General features: G+C 45.8%; 11 protein-coding genes. 3 read left to right on the top strand and 8 right to left on the bottom strand.

Going from position 1 to position 19,744, the window contains the following annotated elements; genetic code table 11:
• Positions 1 to 27: 27 nt before the first annotated feature.
• Positions 28 to 1,734 (bottom strand): sorbosone dehydrogenase family protein, encoded by a 1,707-nt coding sequence (locus tag LZG74_RS01800; RefSeq protein ID WP_233794940.1) that lies wholly within the window; start codon positions 1,732 to 1,734, stop codon positions 28 to 30.
• Between the two features lie 152 nt (positions 1,735 to 1,886).
• Positions 1,887 to 3,059, bottom strand: coding sequence for an AIR synthase related protein (locus LZG74_RS01795; RefSeq protein ID WP_233794939.1), 1,173 nt, complete (start codon positions 3,057 to 3,059; stop codon positions 1,887 to 1,889).
• Positions 3,060 to 3,190: 131 nt separating this feature from the next.
• Here LZG74_RS01795 and argH point away from each other — a divergent pair, with 131 nt between their 5' ends.
• Both argH and LZG74_RS01785 read left to right on the top strand, forming a co-directional pair.
• Entirely contained in the window at positions 3,191 to 4,531 is a 1,341-nt protein-coding gene (gene argH, locus LZG74_RS01790; protein ID WP_233794938.1) for an argininosuccinate lyase, read from the top strand.
• Positions 4,532 to 4,543: 12 nt separating this feature from the next.
• Positions 4,544 to 5,083 carry a hypothetical protein gene (locus LZG74_RS01785; RefSeq protein ID WP_233794937.1) on the top strand — a complete coding sequence of 180 codons (540 nt, stop codon included), beginning with the start codon at positions 4,544 to 4,546 and terminating at the stop codon, positions 5,081 to 5,083.
• A gap of 172 nt (positions 5,084 to 5,255) precedes the next feature.
• Here LZG74_RS01785 and LZG74_RS01780 read toward each other — a convergent pair whose 3' ends face one another.
• The 6 genes from LZG74_RS01780 to argB all read right to left on the bottom strand — a co-directional run bounded on the left by LZG74_RS01780 (position 5,256) and on the right by argB (position 17,432).
• Complete coding sequence (locus LZG74_RS01780; protein ID WP_233794936.1) at positions 5,256 to 6,950, bottom strand: SusD/RagB family nutrient-binding outer membrane lipoprotein; 1,695 nt, start codon at positions 6,948 to 6,950, stop codon at positions 5,256 to 5,258.
• Positions 6,951 to 6,988: 38 nt separating this feature from the next.
• A complete protein-coding gene (locus tag LZG74_RS01775) occupies positions 6,989 to 10,327 on the bottom strand; it encodes a SusC/RagA family TonB-linked outer membrane protein (RefSeq protein ID WP_233794935.1) in 3,339 nt (1,112 codons plus the stop codon).
• 205 nt (positions 10,328 to 10,532) lie between these two features.
• A complete protein-coding gene (locus tag LZG74_RS01770; RefSeq protein ID WP_233794934.1) occupies positions 10,533 to 11,843 on the bottom strand; it encodes a vanadium-dependent haloperoxidase in 1,311 nt (436 codons plus the stop codon).
• Complete coding sequence (locus LZG74_RS01765) at positions 11,840 to 15,205, bottom strand: VCBS repeat-containing protein (protein WP_233794933.1); 3,366 nt, start codon at positions 15,203 to 15,205, stop codon at positions 11,840 to 11,842. Before LZG74_RS01765 ends, LZG74_RS01770 begins: the two co-directional genes overlap by 4 nt.
• A gap of 42 nt (positions 15,206 to 15,247) precedes the next feature.
• Positions 15,248 to 16,576, bottom strand: coding sequence for a cytochrome c (locus tag LZG74_RS01760; protein ID WP_233794932.1), 1,329 nt, complete (start codon positions 16,574 to 16,576; stop codon positions 15,248 to 15,250).
• A 58-nt stretch (positions 16,577 to 16,634) separates the two neighbouring features.
• Positions 16,635 to 17,432 carry an acetylglutamate kinase gene (argB, locus tag LZG74_RS01755; RefSeq protein WP_233794931.1) on the bottom strand — a complete coding sequence of 266 codons (798 nt, stop codon included), beginning with the start codon at positions 17,430 to 17,432 and terminating at the stop codon, positions 16,635 to 16,637.
• Positions 17,433 to 17,561: 129 nt separating this feature from the next.
• Between argB and LZG74_RS01750 the strand changes: the two genes are divergently transcribed.
• Positions 17,562 to 19,667 carry a cytochrome c biogenesis protein CcdA gene (locus LZG74_RS01750; RefSeq protein ID WP_233794930.1) on the top strand — a complete coding sequence of 702 codons (2,106 nt, stop codon included), beginning with the start codon at positions 17,562 to 17,564 and terminating at the stop codon, positions 19,665 to 19,667.
• Positions 19,668 to 19,744: the final 77 nt, after the last annotated feature.

The raw sequence follows: 19,744 nt of genomic DNA, 5'->3' as shown, positions 1-19,744 counted from the left end.
TTTTTTAGTGGTAAAACAATATCACATTTATCGCAAAACCAACACTTTTTGTTGTAACATCCTATCCCGTCCGGTAAGCCTTACTATGTAAATTCCAGTGTTTGTGCTTTGAAGCGGGATGCTTAATGGGCCGCTTTTGCCGGTGATTTCCTGGGACATGAAGATGGTTCCGTTCGTGCTGACCAATTCCATTTTATCAAAGGGATCGCTGAGCACCATATCGATGGTGGCATTGCTGATAAGTGAGGGTCTTACGAAGTTGGCAGGGGAATCGTTTTCGGTATTCACAACGATGATTTTGGAATAGGCGAAACTTTCGTCCTTGTCAACCATTTTCAGTCTGTAATAAAGATTGCCACCAAAATTGATGTTGTGTGAAAATGCATATTGAGAGCCGGAAACGGCATTTTGTCCGCTTACTGTTCCTACTTTTACAAATTGAGCTGTGTTGAAGCCTTGTTCTATGTCGAATTGCCTGAAATCTGTTTCACTGGATGTTGACCAGGATAATTTTGCACCTTCATTTCCGCGTGTGCCTGAAAAATCAACCAATGTTACGGGTAATGCAGTACCCGCAGAAATTCGGTAAACCGCACTGCCGGTTACTGCGTAAATTTCACCGCGCTGATCCTCTCCGATATCCGTGATGTTGATCACCGTGGAAGTCTGATATGTTTTAGTGGCTTCATTGGCGGAAATTTTATGAATATCGCCGGAGTAGTAATCGGTCCCAATGTACCAGCCGTACATTTGAGGGTAAAGTAATCCTCTGTAAACCACACCTCCGATGACTGATTGCCCTCTTTCACCATTGACATAAGCGTAAGCAGGAGACACATAAGGCCCGCCTGTGTCGCAGCCGGTTCTGTTCACCCCTGGCGTTGCAATGTCGCCCTCAAAACAGCGCCACCCGAAATTGGCATTGGCAAGCTGAGCCGGCGTTCTGTGGTTGATTTCTTCCCTGGCTCCCTGCCCTACGTCGCCTATCCACGCATCGCCGGTAAGCCTATCGAAGCTCCATCGATATGGATTTCGTAAACCCAATGCATAAACCGCATTGCCATAGGGATTACCGGTTGGGACCGCGTATTTCACAGTATTAGTATCGGGCACATTTACATCCATTCGTAGAATTTTACCCAGAAATACGTTTGGATTTTTAGCATTCTGATTCGGATCGTTGCCGCCGCCGCCATCGCCGACTGATAAATACAGAAACCCGTCCTTACCAAAATGCATTTCGCCTCCATTGTGGTTTGCGTTGGTTGGATGCGGGATTTTCAGGACTTCCAGCCTAGTGTTGGGGTTAACCGCATTATTGCTGGCCGGGCTCGCAGCCGTGTACCGGGCCACCACCAGATCACCCTGGGTGTCGGAATAATAAGTATAAAAATATCCGTTGGTTTCGAAGCTCGGATGAAAAGCAATGCTTAGCAAACCATCCTCACCGCCCGTACGCACAACCTGAGCATTCTGGTTCATATTCAGAAAGGTCGTAGGCGTCGCGGACGGGCTCGGTGCCAGCACTTTGATTGTTCCGCCACGTTCAGCAATGAAAATGCGGTTGGAATTATCGTCTGCATGCACCAGTTGCATGGCAGAACTTAGTCCGGTGATCACAGGGTTCTCCGTATCAATGCTGACCTCAGGAGTTTGAGCAAAAGCTAGCCCTGTGCACAAAAGCATGCCCGAGGCGCTGAGAAAGATTTTAAGAAAGAAGTTGAAGTGTTTCATATAATTAGCAGATTATTAATAATATTTCTATAATATGTGTCATGTTTTTACTACAACATCTATGCCTTAGTTTTTCCTAATGAGCATTAATGGCAAAAGGCCGCCTGATGTTTAAATCAGACGGCCTTTCTATTTGAATGCTTTGTAAAATGCTAGCTGTAATAGAATTCCCCGAATTCGCTTTTTATAGTCAGTTTTTTGGTATCCGAAGCTTCTACCCTACCGACAATCTGCGCATCGATCCCGAACGATTTTGAGATCTCAATTACCCGCTCCGCATGCTGCTGAGAAAGGTAAATTTCAAGCCTATGGCCCATATTGAACACTTTATACATTTCCTGCCAGTCTGTTCCGCTTTCTTCCTGGATCATTTGAAACAATGGAGGCACCGGCAGCAGATTATCCTTGATAATGTGAAGGTTATCAACAAAATGTAGAATTTTTGTCTGAGCGCCGCCGCTGCAATGCACCATGCCATGGATTTCCGAACGCATCTCGTCCAGCAACGCTTTGGCAACCGGCGCGTAAGTCCTTGTGGGTGAGAGCACAAGTTGGCCTACATTCAATGGTGTTCCTGCAACGGGATCTGTCAATTTTTTGGTTCCGCTATAAATCAGGTCTGCATTTACTTCCGGATCAAAGCTTTCCGGATATTTTTCTGCGAGATATTTACCTAAAACATCATGACGTGCAGAAGTAAGTCCGTTACTGCCCATTCCACCATTATAAACTTCCTCATACGTTGCTTGTCCGCAGGATGCCAACCCAACGATTACATCACCAGCGACAATGTTGGCATTATCAACCACTTCCGAACGCTTCATTCGCGCAATGACCGTACTATTGACCGTAACAGTTCTTACCAGATCCCCTACATCAGCGGTTTCGCCGCCGGTGCTGTAAATTTCAACGCCATAGCTGCGCAGCATTTCCAGAACCTCCTCAGCACCATTGATCACCTCAGCGATCACCTCGCCAGGGATGCGGTTTTTATTCCGGTCAATGGTTGAAGAATAGAGCATTGGGCCCGTTGCGCCTACGCACAAAAGATCGTCCGTATTCATCACAATCGCATCCTGCGCAATGCCTTTCCAAACCGAAATATCGCCCGTTTCTTTCCAATACAAATAGGCAAGAGAGGTTTTCGTACCAGCGCCATCGGCATGCATAATGGTGCAATATTCGGGATCACCAGCCAATGTATCCGGAACGATTTTGCAAAAAGCTTTTGGAAAAAGCCCCTTATCTATCTTTTCAATGGCCTTATGTACATCTTCTTTTGAAGCCGAGACACCGCGTTGCAGATAACGGTCGGTAGTTTTCATTTGAGCGTAATTTCATGAATATGGCACAAAAGTAAGAAAAAAATCCCCTCGGCGGGATTAATGCGCATTATGCCCATAATCGTGTAAATTTGCTCTGTCAATATCATCTTCTACTTCAATTTACAAGTGCATTGAAACTCTGGCAAAAAGAAAATACGGTTACTTCTGAAAAAATAGAAAAATTCACCGTTGGTCGGGACCGGGAAATGGACCTTAACCTGGCGGAATATGATGTATTAGGCAATCTGGCGCATGCTAAAATGCTTAAAACCATCGGGCTTTTGACTTCTGATGATCTTGTAGCATTGGAGCAGGAACTCAAATTAATCCATTCCCAGATTCAGCAAGGCGAGTTCTTAATTGAAGAAGGCGTGGAAGATGTGCATTCACAAGTGGAATTGCAGCTAACACGCAAACTGGGCGATACAGGCAAGAAAATCCATAGCGGACGCTCACGCAATGATCAGGTGCTGGTAGACATGAAGTTGTATACGCGTGCCCGTTTGTTTGAAGTGGTGCAGGCTACGGAAAAGCTTTTTGATGTGCTGGTAAGCCGCTCGGAGGAGCATAAAAATGACCTTTTGCCCGGTTATACGCATTTGCAGATCGCCATGCCCTCGTCGTTTGGCTTATGGTTCGGCGCTTATGCGGAAGGGTTAATCGATGATGTTATTCAATTAAATGCTGCCTATCGCCTGGCTAACCGCAACCCACTGGGATCGGGGGCGGGATATGGCTCTTCATTTCCTTTGAACAGAACATTGACCACTGAACTTCTAGGTTTCGAGGGCATGCACCATAATGTCGTGTATGCACAAATGAGCCGCGGACGCACGGAACAGGCTGCATTAACGGCGATTGCATCATTGGCTGCAACCGTTTCCAGGTTAGCGATGGATGTATGCCTTTATAACAGCCAAAATTTCAGCTTTATCGTTTTGCCCGACGACCTTACAACCGGAAGCAGCATAATGCCGCATAAAAAAAATCCGGACGTGGCGGAATTGCTTCGCGCAAAGACAAACCGGATGAAAGCGTTGCCGATGGAGGTGACGATGGTTTTGAGCAATCTGCCGTCGGGTTACCATCGGGATATGCAGTTGTTGAAAGAGATTTTAATGCCTGCTTTTGATGAAATCCTGGATTGCCTGGACATTGCTGCGTTCATGCTTGAAAACATGAAAGTGAAGCAAAACCTATTGGATGACGCCAAATATGACTTGCTTTTCAGCGTGGAACGTGTGAATGCGCTCGTGATTAACGGCGTGCCTTTCCGGGATGCTTACCGACAGGTTGGGGTGGAGATAGGTGATGGAAGCTACATGGCTCCGCGCGAATTGAAGCACACGCACGAAGGTAGCATTGGAAACCTGCAAACTGCTGAAATCCAGCAGCGCATGAAGCAGGAGATCGCGGCTTTTGGTTACGATAAGGTAACTGCAGCATTGGAAAAACTATTGCAGAACGGTTAACAAAATAAAGGAATGTGGCGAAAGATAAATGTGTTGATCCTTATTTGCCTGCTGGTTTCTTTTGATAAAACCGAAGGAGGGCCCATTCGTGAAAAATTACCCGCAAGACCACTAAAAGTGATCCTTTTTCTGGATCCCGAATGCCCTGTTACCAATGCGTATATGAGGGAGATCAAAAGCATTTATGCCGATTATAGTGCAAAAGGCGTGAGCTTTGAAGCCTACTTCCCGATGGAAACGGTTACAGAACGGGACATTCAGGGATTTTTGAAAAAATACAATGCTACATTCCCTGGCTTTCCGGATCCTGGCATGCGGAAGGCAATGCGTTACAAAGCGACCGTTATGCCGGAAGTTGTTTTGCTCAATGCAAATGGCCTTGTTGTCTATCAGGGCGCGATTGATAACTGGTTTTACGCGTTGGGAAAAAGTCGTCCGAAAGCGACTGAGCTTTACCTGAGAAATGCACTGGAAGCGACATTGAATGACAATCCGATCATGCATAGTAAGACGCAGGCCATTGGTTGCCTGATTAATATGAAGCTGGATTGATAACGGGCGGGATGTTGTTTCATCCCTCCGGGATTTGCGTTTCACAATCCTTTTTATTTGCTACCAATGATGCGTCGCGCTGCGACTTTGTTAAGTCATAATTGAATGGGACATTTACAAAAAAAGGAAGGCCAGGCGGCCTTCCTTTTTCAATTATAACTAAATATAAAAATCAAGGCTTATCCCACCAAACACGTCCTGCTGCGCTAGTCAGGTCACCGAAGCCTGGCATGGCTGCCATAGCGTCGTAAGCTGCTTTTTTGTTTGCGTAGTTAGGGTCAGACTGTGAAGGCAATGTAATTGGCGCACGACGTGGGACTGTCAAAGGCACGTTCAAATAAGTTACTCTTGGCAAAGGAACAACTGAGGTTGGATTTGGGTAACCTGTACGTTTGTACAATGCCCAGCCTTCCTGCGGCTGCTTCATAAAGTTTAAATAGCTCTGGCTACCGATCTGATCCATTGCTTTTGCAGGATTGAAAGCGATATCTGGTTGTGCCATGTAAGCAGTGATTTCAGCTGCTGTTGTCGGCGTGTAGTTAGTCAATTGTGATTTTTGACCTACTTCATTATACCAATCCAATGAGCTTTTCACACCTGCTTCGTACCAGGTTTTGGCAGCTGCCGCACCTGTTGTTTTTAGAGCGATTTCAGCACGCATGAAGCAATACTCAGCGTAAGTGATTACTGGCAGATAAGATTGTCCCGTTCCAGCATTTCCTGCGGCATCAGCCCTTCCCGTATTAAATAAACGAGGCTGAATTAGAGATAATGTATCAACTGTTTGCTTGTTGGAGCTGATTAGCTTCGGCGTGTAATATCTCTGAACATTTGCTGTTGTTCTGGCATCGTCAGGGCTTGTAAAGCTTCCCACATAACGTCTGCCTTCTTTTGTTCCGGCAGGCAGTTTTTTGTCAGCAATAAGCAAGTCAATGTTCGCCTGAGAGTATTGGTTTGGCGTGAAAAACGCATCAATACGTGGATCCATTTTTGTCCACATAAAATCAACCATTGGCTTAGGAGCACGGAGCCCTTCCGTATTCCAGTTACCACCATCGGCTGGCCCTGTGAACGTAGCATTTCCGATAAAGATCCATGCATCTGCGTTGCTGCTCATCATGTCTGTTGCAGGCTGCGCCAAAACATCTGTGATAATTGCGTTTCCTGCAGCTGCATCCGCCTTTTGAACGCGTAAAGCCATTCTCAAACGCAATGCGTTTGCTGCTTTAATCCATTTCAAAGGATCGCCTCTGTAATATTGATCATAGTTTCCCAACGAATATTGGGGAGCAGCCGGAGTTGCTTTCAACGCAGTTACTGCTGCTTTAATTTCACCGTCCAGCTTTGCAAAAAGCTCTTGCTGCGTGTCATATTTCGGCTGTAATGTTCCGCCATAACGTCCCTGGAAAGCCTCAGAATAAGGAATGCTTCCATAAATGTCTGATACGTAGAAAGCATAATAGGCCCTCAGGATTCGGGAAATCTGGATCATTTGATCGTAGCGAGGCTGTTCAGCTGCATCAAGCTTCAAAACAAGTTGCTCTACATCATACAGCCTGTCACCGATTCCGTTGTAAAGACGTCCGTAACGGTTTGCAAAGTTGCTGTAATTCTGCGTAAACGAACCTTGGTTACCAGTTACCGGTGTATTGTACTGCATCCAGGGCATAATCCGACGGTAATTGTCATAATATGCTTCGAAATCCTGACTGTGGATGCCATTGGTTGCTTGCAAGAACTGATTCTGAGGCGGTATTTCAGTAAGGGCATCGGGATTTTTATTGATATCCACGAATGCTTCCTTTTCGCACGAGGAGAGGAATCCTAATGCGGCAAGTAACAATATTTTACTTTTTATCAATTTCATAACAATGTTTAATTTGAATGGGTTGTAACAAATCAGGATTACAATCCTACACTAACTGATACACCAAGGTTACGCGAGAAAGGCAGACCACCATATTCCATGAACTCACCTGCTTTGTTACTGTATAAACCTTCTGGATTAATACCGTCTTTGGCAGTTTTGTACAAGTAGCCCAAGTTCCGACCTACAAGGCTCACACGCAGCGATTGAATCTTGGCTTTACCAAGCACTGATGCCGGAACATTGTATCCGACCGACACTTCGCGAAGTGAAACCCATGAGTTTTCGAAGGTTGAGTATTCACGGATACCGGATGACCATTGTGTAAGGTTCAAATAGTAAGCGTAAGCAGGAATTGGCTTAACATAACCAGCTTCAACAGCATCTGCATAGCTCATACCGCCCAAATCCTTCGGCGCACCATCAACTACAACCTGGAAACCATTAGCAAGCACACCTTGTGGAATGATACCGTCATTTCTAACATTTCCTTCCGCATCTGTAAACGTTACACCGCCCAGTTCCGTATTACGCCCTGGCAGCGTAAATTTGAATGCGCCATAAGAAGAACCGTACTGATGCGTACCAGATGACATAAGCCCTCCAATCTTAGCATCAGCCTGAACTGTTGCAGTAAAGTTTTTATAACGGATTGTGTTCACATTGCTGGCAAGGAATTTCTCCATTACTGTTCCCAATTCTTTATCCGCCTTAGATCCGTAAGAACCGTTACGTACATAACCGATTCCACCTTCACCATCGATTGATCCGATTACTTTTTGTCCGTTTGCAGGATTGTTTGCATCGTCCGATGTGTAAGTTGCAAAACCGTATCCTGTAATCAGCGTTCCGTAATCTTTACCAACTCTTGCAACTGATTTGATATCAGCACCAAAACCAAGGTTCAACTCATAAGTATCAGTTCCCTGAACCAGTTCAAGTACTTTATTACGGTTGCGCGAGAAGTTAATGCTTGTATTCCATTCAAAGTTAGCCTTCTTGATTGGCGTAGCAGTCAATAAAATTTCAATCCCTTTGTTCTGGATTCTACCTGCGTTCACAATTCTCTTATCAACCCCAGATTCAGAAGTTGTTGTCAAACTGAGAATTTCGTTCTTGGTGATTTTATTATATACCGTCGCATCAATTCCCAAACGGTTGTTGAAGAAACGAATGTCAGCTCCAAATTCAACTTCTCTTGCCAAACGGTTTTTCAAAGCGTAGTTAGGAAGTGTGTTGTCCCGGTAACCCGACCAGTTTACAGTTGATCCGTCAGCTTGCAGATAAGGAGATTTTGGCTCGTAAACACCTGTCTGGTTGGTAGACCATGCATCCGTGTCACCACCTGTGTAACCAAGGCTGGCTCTTAATTTACCGAAAGAAAGCCATGATGGGAGATTTTTCAATGACTCAGTCGCCATCCAGGAAAGACCAACAGATGGGTAAGAATAAATATAGTCACCGCTTCCGTTTGCATAAGTCAATGTCGAAGACCAGTCTGTACGATAGCTGGCGCTCAATGTTAACGCGTCCTTGTAAGTCACATCACCATAAGCATAAAGCGCATCAATCCTTTTTGAAGGTGTAAGTGCAATGCTTTCTTGCTTCAAAACATTGATACTGTTTGACAATGAGAAAACATCAGGGACACGAAGTCCGCCATCAGTTTTATAGTCAAACTTGCGACCACCAATTAAACGGTTTGTTTCTCCACCCACGGACAAACTAAAATTGAAGTCTTCTCCAATTTGCTTTGTTGCGGTTATCAATCCTTGAAAACGGGTTTGGCTTTTGTTTTCAGAATACTCACGGTATTCACCTCCTGCAAAGTTTACACCATCTCCTCTGTTTTGATTATTTCCAGTATAAAGCTCATTCTGAACGTTACCACGAACCAGGAAGCTCAGCCAATCTGTAATTGTTCCGCTCAAATCAATGTTCCCTCTGAAAACCTTCTCATTACGGAATTGCTTGAACTGGAAGGTTTCAAACATAAATTGTGACATTCCATAAGGATCAGCTGTTCCTTGACGACGGCCACCGGCAACAGGATCAAGATAATTGTTTTTCCAGTAATCGATATCTACGTTACGTGGACGACCATATACAAAACGGAAAACCGGGTTATATGTTCCACCTTGACGGATCGGGTTCACCATGTCATTGTCCGTGTAATCTGCACTTACGTCCAAATTCAAGATCTTTCCAATTTTTTGTGTTCCGCGGATGTTGAAGTTATTTCTTTTCAACTCTGTTCCAGCAACCATGATCGAAGTGTTTTTCAAAGTAGAGAACGATGCACGGAATGAGCTGCGTTCGTTACCACCTTCGATAGCAAGGTTATGGTTGATGTATTTTCCAGTCTGGAAAAAGCTTAAAGGGTCATTGGCTTTCCACTCCACCATACGGCCATCCAGGTCGCGAACTTGCTGACCTTCAAATTTGGGTCCGTAAGAAAAGTTGTAGTTAGCACGGTCAACTTCCGAAACACCGTCAGCACCCTTTGCAAATGTCGGATTTAAACCTGCTCCATATTCATTTTGCAGATCCAAAAACTTGTACGCTGTTTCAAATGTAGAAGTATGGTTGTAAGTAACACCCAAACCTTTATCCTGACGTCCTTTTTTGGTTTGCACAACAACAACACCATTCAAAGCCTCAGAACCGTAAAGCGAACTGGCAGCAGAACCTTTCAACACCGTCATAGACTCAATGTTGTCCGGGTTGATGTTTTTCATAATGTTACCAAAATCCTGATTAGCTCCCCAAGAGTCAGCTCCTGACGTTCCAGGGCGGATAAGCACACCGTCCACAACGAAAAGTGGCTGTGTATTAGGGCTTAAAGAAGCATTACCACGGATACGGATACGCGAAGAGGACATTGGACCACCTGTTCCCTGGTTGATCATCACCCCTGCCACTTTGCCCTGAAGGGCGTTTACCATGTTCGCATTAGCCGTCCTGGTAATGTCGTTTCCTTGCACAGATTGCACGGAGTAAGCAAGCTTTCTCGCTTCCGTAGACATACCGAAACCTGTAACCACAAATTCGTCCAGCGTTTTGTTGTCTTCTTCAAGGTTTATTGTCAGTTGGCTTGCATTGCCAACCGGAACTTCCTTGCTTACAAAGCCGATTGATGAAATTACAAGTACGGATGAACTTGAAGGCACACTGACTGTAAATTTTCCGTTCGCATCTGTTGCGCCTCCGGTATTCGTTCCTTTCACTAGGTAGGAAGCACCAGGCAACGGATTTTGATCCTTGTCCAGCACCGTTCCATTAACGGTTTTTCTGTCCTGGGCCATGCTCCATGTGCTCCCTATAAGCAGGAGAAGCAAGGTTACCAGACGGGTTAAAGTCGTAAACTTTTGTCTCATAGTAAACTTTAGTGGTTAAATAAAGGTGGCTTGATTCCCATACGTATGCCCTGCCCTAAAAAGATTTTCAAAGTTGAATAGCCTATTCGTTAACAGCATAAGTATTGATGGATCAAAATAAATATAAATATTAACAAAAACATAACATTTATTAAAAAATATTAATAATAAGCATACAAAGTAAGTAGAGTGTTTGGCCGATCGACTATTTGACCTTTATTTTCGACAGCAAATGACGGCCTACCAGCTCTCCCTGGTGCTGGCCATTGGTGATGGAAGACCGGTAATGTATCCCGCCATACAACCGGCTGATCCCCGCCTCGGCCGCTGCCGCATTAAATGACCTGAAAGTGCGGACCGGCAGCCCATAGTCAGTTTCTGTATGGTCATTGAATGAAAAATCTTCTCCCAGAAGGTCGGTTAACACGACTGCTGCCGCGGCAGAAATGACGCTATGCCCGCTGGTATATTCCGGGAAAGGCGGTGTTTGGAGCATAGGACGCCATTTTTCGTCTATATAAGCATTAATGACAGTTTCGGGCCGGATAAACTGGCTCCTGTATTTTTCATCCCAGCAACTGATAAATCCGTCGAATAACGCCATGGAAGTCAGAACATAAATGGCAGCTGTTTCCTGCCAGTTTTTGCCTTTACTTTCCGTAGCCTGTCCTGCAATGGATATCCAATGACCGCCGGGTGAGAGCTTTTTGGTTGCAAAATTAAGATGGCCTTGTGTATTAAGATAAAATGGATTACAGTCCCAAAAGCTGGCAATCAACACCTCTTCTTTGCTTAACTTTTGGGTAAGATGGTAAACCTCCCGCACCTCTTTCATAAAAACGCTGCCCGTATCTGTGCTGTATCCCGGTGGCGGAACGGGTTTGAATTGCCCGGCAGAATCCAGGCTAACCGGCCTGATCTGAGACCAGTAAGGTTCCACAGCGTCAATGAACCCGGGCGGCGTTGGCGTCCATTTGCCTTTTTGCTTACTGTAAGCGTACCGCCGCTTTGCCCTCGTTATCGCATAATTGTCTTTCGCAGACCAGGTTAATATGCTATCCGCCACGGCCTGCCCGAGTCGCAGGGAGTTATTGTAGACCAATGTATCTTTCTCCCGGAAGTCATTCAGGATTACGCGGATACTGTCGGTTAGCAAATGCTCTGAAAACACCAGTCTGCCCCCGGTTTTGAAAAACGCATAGACAGCGGCAAGCTCATAGTTGACCTTCTTTTCACTTTTTAACCCTTTCATGTCAGGAAAACCGAGGATTTGTCCCTGCATGGTCCGATAGCTTTTATCCTGCATAGCAAGCGTTTCATAAGCAGCAACATTGGCATACAAATAAATCCTGCTGGCGGCCGGAGGGGAAAAAATATCATATACGATCACACGCGTTAAGTTTTTTTCAGCCCGGTGCAAAAGCCTGGGTGAGGGCCCTGCAACGGCAGCAATGCTATCCCCATAATTCGCAAATAGCAATATCAGCAGCAAATGCAAAGTGAATCTTCCCCTCATTTCTCTATGGTTTGTTCAAAGATCACAGGCTCACCATTATTAACGGACAGCACTATACGCGTGTTTCCTATTACGGTTCCATTCCGGATTTCACCGCCCGCCCAGAAACCGGATTGTGCAGGGTTTATGGTTTCGTACTGAAACGGCGCAACTTGTCGCAATGCCACTCCTACGGACGCATCGCAAGGGCCCAGCTGAACACGATAGGGCGAAAAGTTTCCTGCCAACAGCAAATCAGTCTTTTTATCGCTGTTTATATCCATCGGAATGATTGCGCTTACCCGTGAGATCTGTGCTTCCTGCGGCAGTTCGTGTTTTTGGAATTGAAAGTTGCCTTTGTTTTCCAGGATAATGCTGGACAATTGTTTGCAGTGGGCTTTGCTGCTTTTACTAATGGCCTCTGCGCCGAATATATCCGTTAATGTTGCATCCGCATAGAGCGCATAGCTGGTGTATTTTCGCTTCAAAGCCGGTATTTGATCCAGCATTTCGTCGCGGGAAAACATGGGGTAACTTTTGTCACCGATAAAATAAGTGCACACGGGATCCACGACGCCATTTTTGTCAAAATCATCATAATAAATCGTTACAGGCTGCTCCGCAGATGCTTTGTATTGATTATTGAGTCCACCGTTGCCTAAAACGAAATCCATATCGCCGTCATTATCAAGGTCAACGGGCGTTATAGCGGCCCACATGCCGTCGCTGTTTTGCAGCTCTGACGGGGATTTTTCGGTAAATGTATTTCCTGTGTTTTTATATACTATAATCGGCATCCAATCGCCTGCCAGCATCAGATCCGGTTTTTTATCATTATCAAAATCACTGAAAACTGCAGCGGTAACCATGCCCGGATTTAGCAGGTCTTTGGACCAATCGGCAGTGACATCTGTAAACCTTACATTGCTTCCCTGACTGTCATTTCTTAAAACATAACTTCTTGCAGCCATTGGAAACGAGCCCGGAATGGCGCGTCCGCCCACAAAAAGGTCCATATCACCGTCACCGTCAATGTCTGAATGAACAACACATTGCTTGGGATTTTTCATTGACGGCAATGCCAGGACTTCTTCATGGAAATTGCCCTTTCCATCATTGATATACAAATGGTCCCGGTATTCCGGCGACTGTTCTTCGAACTCATTGCCACCGCTTACAACATATAAATCCGAATCCCCATCTTTATCCACATCAAAAAACAATGCATTCACTTCCTCACAAGCCGCATTCTGCCGCCATGGCTGGGCCGCTGCTCCTTCGAACTTTCCGTCCGGTTTTTGCAGATATAACACGCCAAACTGATTGGAAGCACCGCCAAAGAACAGATCTTCCAGACCGTCGCCGTTTACATCCGCTTTCGCAAGCGCAGGACCAAATTTTGACAATTGATAAGGCAGTAGCACCTCCACTTTGAAATCCACGAATTCATTTTCATTGTGAATAAAGTCAATACCAATGCTTAGAGCACTAACTTTTTGCAATGCTGTCTTCAAAATAGTCTTTTCCTGATCTGTCACTTCTGCATTTGCATCCGATTCTTTTAGGGTCAAAACTTTGGCGGGCAGATCCCTCAGCATAGTTATTTTTCCGGTAGGCCAAAACACTTTCAGGGAATCGATCTTTGAAACTTTACCCAAACCAAAATGCAAATCCGAAGTCACGGTTGCCTGATAACCCCGCACCGAATAAAGCTCTGCATATTGCGTAATCCCGCCGGCATAAACCCAAACCTTGCTTCCCAGAGCCCGTGTATTCTGCCCGGCCCCGGAAAGCTTAATCGTCAGCCCTTTTTGATCACTATTATTCTGATAGATCGAAACGGGCTCGTTCACATTGGAGATCACAATGTCCAGGTCGCCGTCACCATCAAAATCTACATAAGCCGCTGCATTGGAAACCGCATCCTCATTGAAGCCCCATTTTCTGGAAACATCTTCAAAGGCGAATCGATTGGAAACGTCCGCTGTGTTGCGGAAAAGATAATTTTTCAGCTTGTTGGAGGGCATCTTCTGGACCAAACTGTATGTCTTGAAATTCAAATTCCCCTTCCCTACTTCCTTCATTTGCTCGTCGGCAACGGTGTACTTCAGGAAATCCATATTCGTGAAATCGCGGAGATAGCCATTGGTAATGAGCAGATCCTTCCAGCCGTCATTATCCAGGTCGGCCATTAACCCTGCCCAGCTCCAATCTGTGTTGGAGACGCCCGCCATTTGCCCTATTTCACTGAATCTGACATTGCCTTCTGCATCCGTGCCCTGGTTTAAATGCAGCATATTACGCATATTCTGGTGGTAATAACCGCTGTCGAGCAGCAAATGATACTGGTCGTAAACGTCGGGACCTTTGAGCAGCTTCTGGCGATGATTGTCTTCCGGAAGCATGTCTAATGTGAGCACATCGGGTTTTCCATCGTTGTTAAAATCACTCACATCCGCGCCCATGGAAAATTTGGAGACGTGGGTAAATGACTTTTTCAGGGATTCCGTGAATGTTCCGTTTTTGTTGTTGAAATAATAACAATCCACTTCCGTGTAATCGCTCGTCGTATAAAGGTCCGGCCAGCCGTCCTGGTTCATGTCGGCCACAATCACGCTCAGACCGAAATTCAATGCATTGTTAATGATGCCTGCGTTTTTTGTAACGTCTTTGAATTTCAGCTTTCCTGGCTCACTAATGTTCTCAAAAAGCCTGTTTCCGTAATAAGGATTCGGCGTTGCACGCATGGCGCGCGTGTTCAGGAAGGGATTAACTGTGTGATTGGAGTGGTTCAAAAGGAACATATCCAGGTCACCATCTTTGTCATAATCAAAAAAAGCAGCTTGCGTCGATTGCGAACCAATGGCATTCAAACCAGCCTCAACCGCCATTTCCTTGAAAACAGGAACGCCGTTTTTGACGCCCTGATTGATAAAAAGCTCATTATTACGGTCGGAAAGTTTGCGGAAGAAGCCGGAATGGCAAACGTAAATATCCAGCAGCCCATCGCCATTTACATCCGCGACGCTCACGCCCGTAGACCAGGTTCCGTTGCCTTCTATTTTCGCCTTTTTGGAAATGTCTTCAAATGTGATTTTCCCGGCGGCGGATTTATTGAGATACAACTTGTTAGCAACTGTATTTCCCGAAACAAAAAGGTCCGGCGCGCCATCATTATTGAAATCGCCTATGCCGATCCCATTGCCGTTATAGAGATATTCATAGCGGAAAATGTGCAGCGAATCATTCTCCTCGATCTTGTTGATAAAAGTGACCTTTGTGTCTTTGGGTGACAAAAGTGTGAAGAGGCTTTGTGTGTGGCCCGGCCAGGAGATGCCGAGAATGGTAAACAAGGAAATGAGACGAAAGTAAAGTTTACCCATTCGTAATGCTGTTACCAGATATATGCTAACTCATGAACACTCCTAATTCCATTTAAAAACCAGATTTTCATCACCGGCCTCGCGCTCCACATACATTAAAATCAAGGTCATCATTTCCTGGTCGCTCCGCATATTTCCCGTGGACATTACCAGTTCGGGAGGGCTATGCGGGTTGGCAGGATTGGCCGCAGTGTTGTCATAAGTGCCTTCTACGTGCACAACGGCTCCTTTTGGCAGCAATAGTGGCTTTTTATATTTGTAAATTTCCTGCCAGCGAAAGTCCCACGCAGGCACATGCACCAGCTTCACCGTGTCGCCCGCAGCCGTGGTCGCATAGGCTTTGAACTCCTTACCTAGATAATGCATATGCGGCCAGGCGTAGAGCAACGAAACATCCGGCTGGTTATTGGCAATCCGCAAACGGAAACTTTTGACCTCATCTGCAAAAATCATGAACGGCGGACTAATGTCCTTCTCCCCGATCCCGCCGGAACCCAGGCTGATCACTTTCACCTTCCGCTTAATGGGCGTTTTCTTGAAGAAAATATTCACCCCATCGATGCTTTCGGCATCCACAGAAGACGGTCCGAAATGTACAGTTACCAGCACGACGCCGCGTTTTGGCATGATCCAACCCATATCTTCGGGATAAGTTTCAACGGTTGTTCCGGGAATCCAGCCGCCATAGTAAGTCATTTCCTTTTTGTATTTGACCCACTCATAATATTTATCGCCAGAAGGCCCGCTGAGGTCCACAAAATCGACTGTGTTGTTCAGATCAATGGCAGGATCTGCAACCGGATGGATCGCAAAATTGGCGTGGTGAATGAGTTTTTTATTATTGGAAGTAAATTCAATGGCCTCCACATTAGCCTCTTGTCCAAGTTCAAAAGGGATTTTGAACATCACAAAACGCTCTGCTGCGTCACCTTTCACCATAAATGGCTCCTTCATTTTTAAAGTGAGGTCTGGCTTACGCTTATAAGCCGTCCCGGCATTCACCCGCGCCTGCAACTCCTGCTCGGCTTTCAGGTTTTGCTTTCCCTTCGGCGTGCCGCCATCGATCCAGCCTACAATTGTCTTGATATCCTCATCGCTCAGTGAGCGGTCGTTGGCAAAGGAATTATAGTGATTGTCCGCTTTCCAGGGCGGCATATAGCGCGAGCTTACGACCTGTTTGATAAACTTGGAACGCTTGGTAACATCTTCAAAAGTGATGAGAGCAAACGGCGCCGCTTCGCCCGTCCGGTGACAAGGCACACAATTGGCATGAATGATGGGCTGGACATCCTTATAAAACTCCGGAACCTGGCCTGCGCACAAATCACACAACAACAAAAGCACAAACAAAAGGCCTGTTCGGAACGGCATGGTAATGAGTGGGTTTATCTCATGCAATTTAATAATAGAAAATTGATTTTAAAATAATTTAAGAAATGGCATCCAACTTGATCACCGTTCCCGCTGCCGACTTCGTTGCTGCCAGCAAATCATCTGCGTGGCAGATTGTGACTTGCTTCACGCCGTCGTTTAATGCTTCAAATGCGCTGTCTAGCTTGGGGATCATTCCTTTGTTGATGACGCCTGTTGATTTATAATCGGCATAGGAGGCTGGGTTGAGGGAAGAAATGACTGCATTATCATCGTCAGGGTCAGATAAAACGCCTTTTTTCTCGAAGCAGAAAATGAGGTTTACTTCGAAAATTCCGGCCATGGCGATGGCTGTTGCGGAAGCCATGGTGTCGGCGTTGGTGTTGAGCAGCAGCCCTTCCGAGCTGTAAGTGAGCGGGGCGATGACCGGGATAAGACCGCTGGCCAGTAATGCATTCACTTGCTTGGCATTAACCGCTTCAATGTCTCCAACGAAGCCGTAATCAATACTTTTAACCGGTCTTTTGACCGAACGTATGATGCCGCCGTCAGCGCCGGTGAGGCCGATGGCATTGCAGCTCAATGCTTGCAGTTGTGCAACAAGATTTTTATTGACCAATCCCCCGTAAACCATCGTTACAACGTCCAGCATAGCTTTATCTGTAATCCTGCGACCTTCCACCATCTGCGTTTCGATCTGCAATTTGGCTGCCATTTGCGTGGCAACTTTCCCGCCGCCGTGGACGAGGATTTTAGGAGCATCGAGTTTGGCGAAGTCTTTCAGGAAACGTGCGCAGGCTTCGGGGTTGTCGATTACGTTGCCGCCGATTTTTACGACATAAAGGGTCTGGGACATTGTAGTGGGTTTTTATGCTGTGTTCGAGCCGCAAAGTTAGCAGAAACGTACAGCGTTGGAAGTGTAATTTCAATTGATGAATTTTTTTGCCAAAATTACGTTGACTAAGCAAAGCAGAATTAAAACATTATGAAACGCCGCCTTCTCATCTCCCTTGTTCTTTGCCTATTTTTTTCGCAATCCGTTTTTTCCCAGCTTCAAAAGGCAAAAGCACATTGGACTTATTCGTTTTCAAAGCCAGAGGTTAAAAAGGGCGAGACTGTCGATCTGATTTTCACGGCTGTTGTGGACAAGGACTGGTACATTTATTCCAGTGATTTCGATCCGGATCTGGGTCCGATGCTGACGACTTTTAATTTTGAAAAGAACAATACATTTGAGGTTGTTGGCAAGCTGAAACCGCAGAATCCCAAGGAGAAATTTGAGGAAGTCTGGGGCGGAAAAGTTCGCTATTTTGAAGGAAAAGGGGTTTTTAAACAAACTATAAAAGTACTCGCAGATAACCCGGTCATCAAAGGGGCATCTGAATATCAGACTTGCAGCCACGTAACAGGGCTTTGCATTCCGGGCAATGATGATTTTGAATTTAAAGGTCTCAAAGTCGTAGCAGGCGCCGCAACGAGCGACCCACAGCCGACCGTCGGGGCCGCAGCACCTGAAACGGGAACAGCTGCTTCCACAAGCCAGGCCACCGCAGCCACTGCAAATGTTGATTCGGCCTCACAAACAGCTCCGAATACGACTGTAACAACTGCCGAAGCGCCGGAAGCCAACACCGCTGTGGAGCAAGCATTAACCGCAGAAGATCCTGAAAAAGATACTTCGCTCTGGGGCTTCGCCTTAGCCGCATTTTTATCCGGATTGGTCGCGTTGCTTACCCCCTGCGTATTCCCGATCATCCCGATGACGGTGAGTTATTTCACCAATCAGGAAAAAGGGAAGTTCAAGGCACTCTTGTATGGCATTTCCATCGTTTTGATATATACATTAATAGGAACCGTCGTTTCGCGCTTGAATGGTCCGGCATTTGCCAATTTCCTAAGCACGCATTGGATTCCTAACCTGTTGTTTTTTGCCATTTTCTTCGTTTTCGGATTGTCGTTTTTAGGGCTTTTCGAGATCGTTTTGCCAAGTGGTTTTGTAAATAAAATGGATCAGAAAGCCGATCAGGGCGGATATGCGGGCGTTTTCTTTATGGCGTTCACATTGGTGCTCGTTTCGTTTTCCTGCACAGGTCCTATTGTTGGGAGCTTGCTGGTGGCTTCTGCGGGCGGCGAAGTCGTGAAACCAATCATTGGTATGGCATCTTTTTCCGCTGCATTTGCGATTCCGTTCACACTATTCGCCCTTTTCCCCCAATGGCTCAAATCGCTGCCTAAATCCGGCGGCTGGCTGAACACTGTAAAAGTCGTTTTGGGCTTCCTGGAACTGGCACTAGCATTGAAGTTTTTAAGCATCGCCGATCAGGTTTACCACTGGCGCTTGCTGGATCGCGAAATCTATCTCGCATTCTGGATCGTGATTTTTGGATTGCTCGGTTTCTATTTATTAGGCAAAATCAGAACGCCTCACGATTCCCCGCTTGAAAAAGTGAGTGTACCCAGATTGCTTTTATCCATTATCACCTTCACATTCGTCGTATACATGATCCCCGGCATGTGGGGCGCGCCATTGAAAGCATTGGCAGGTTACCTTCCGCCGCAATCGACATTGGATTTTGATTTAAACAAAAGAACAGCAGGCGTCGCCGCAACGATTGCCCCCGGTGAAACCCGCAAATACGCCGATCTTTTCCACTTACCGCACGAACTCGAAGGCTTCTTCGATTATAAAGATGCCTTAGCTTACGCCAAGAAAGTCAATAAGCCCGTTTTTATAGATTTCACTGGCCACGGCTGCGTAAACTGCCGGGAAATGGAAGCGAGAGTCTGGGTAGATCCAGCTGTACAGCAACGACTTAGAGACGATTACGTCATCGTAGCACTTTACGTGGATGACAAGACAGAATTGCCTGAGTCCGCCTGGTACACTTCCAAGTACGATAACAAAGTCAAAAAAACCATCGGCGCCCAAAACGCCGACCTCCAAATCGTAAAATACAACAACAACGCCCAGCCACATTACTGTTTGGTGGATCACGAAGGAAATCTGCTGGTTAAGCCAAAGAATTACGATTTAAATCCTGCAAATTTTGCAGCGTTTTTGGATAGTGGGAAGGCAGCGTTTGGGAAATAGTATCCTGTTTGCGTTGATTAAAATCAACGCAAAATCTGTTCGCTTTTCTCAAATTTGTTATCTTTCACCAAATGTTG

The organism is Dyadobacter sp. CY327, assembly GCF_021390415.1.
GTDB lineage: Bacteria > Bacteroidota > Bacteroidia > Cytophagales > Spirosomataceae > Dyadobacter > Dyadobacter chenhuakuii.
Note: the sequence above shows the minus strand (reverse complement) of the source record. Positions and strands in the feature narration are given on the sequence as shown.

Excerpts from the sequence above, each read along its gene's own strand:
- LZG74_RS01785 (WP_233794937.1), top strand. The coding sequence starts at position 4,544 with ATGTGGCGAAAGATAAATGTGTTGATCCTTATTTGCCTGCTGGTTTCT.
- LZG74_RS01750 (WP_233794930.1), top strand. The coding sequence starts at position 17,562 with ATGAAACGCCGCCTTCTCATCTCCCTTGTTCTTTGCCTATTTTTTTCG.
- LZG74_RS01775 (WP_233794935.1), bottom strand. The coding sequence starts at position 10,327 with ATGAGACAAAAGTTTACGACTTTAACCCGTCTGGTAACCTTGCTTCTC.
- argB (WP_233794931.1), bottom strand. The coding sequence starts at position 17,432 with ATGTCCCAGACCCTTTATGTCGTAAAAATCGGCGGCAACGTAATCGAC.
- LZG74_RS01795 (WP_233794939.1), bottom strand. The coding sequence starts at position 3,059 with ATGAAAACTACCGACCGTTATCTGCAACGCGGTGTCTCGGCTTCAAAA.
- LZG74_RS01760 (WP_233794932.1), bottom strand. The coding sequence starts at position 16,576 with ATGCCGTTCCGAACAGGCCTTTTGTTTGTGCTTTTGTTGTTGTGTGAT.
- LZG74_RS01770 (WP_233794934.1), bottom strand. The coding sequence starts at position 11,843 with ATGAGGGGAAGATTCACTTTGCATTTGCTGCTGATATTGCTATTTGCG.
- LZG74_RS01765 (WP_233794933.1), bottom strand. The coding sequence starts at position 15,205 with ATGGGTAAACTTTACTTTCGTCTCATTTCCTTGTTTACCATTCTCGGC.
- LZG74_RS01800 (WP_233794940.1), bottom strand. The coding sequence starts at position 1,734 with ATGAAACACTTCAACTTCTTTCTTAAAATCTTTCTCAGCGCCTCGGGC.
- LZG74_RS01780 (WP_233794936.1), bottom strand. The coding sequence starts at position 6,950 with ATGAAATTGATAAAAAGTAAAATATTGTTACTTGCCGCATTAGGATTC.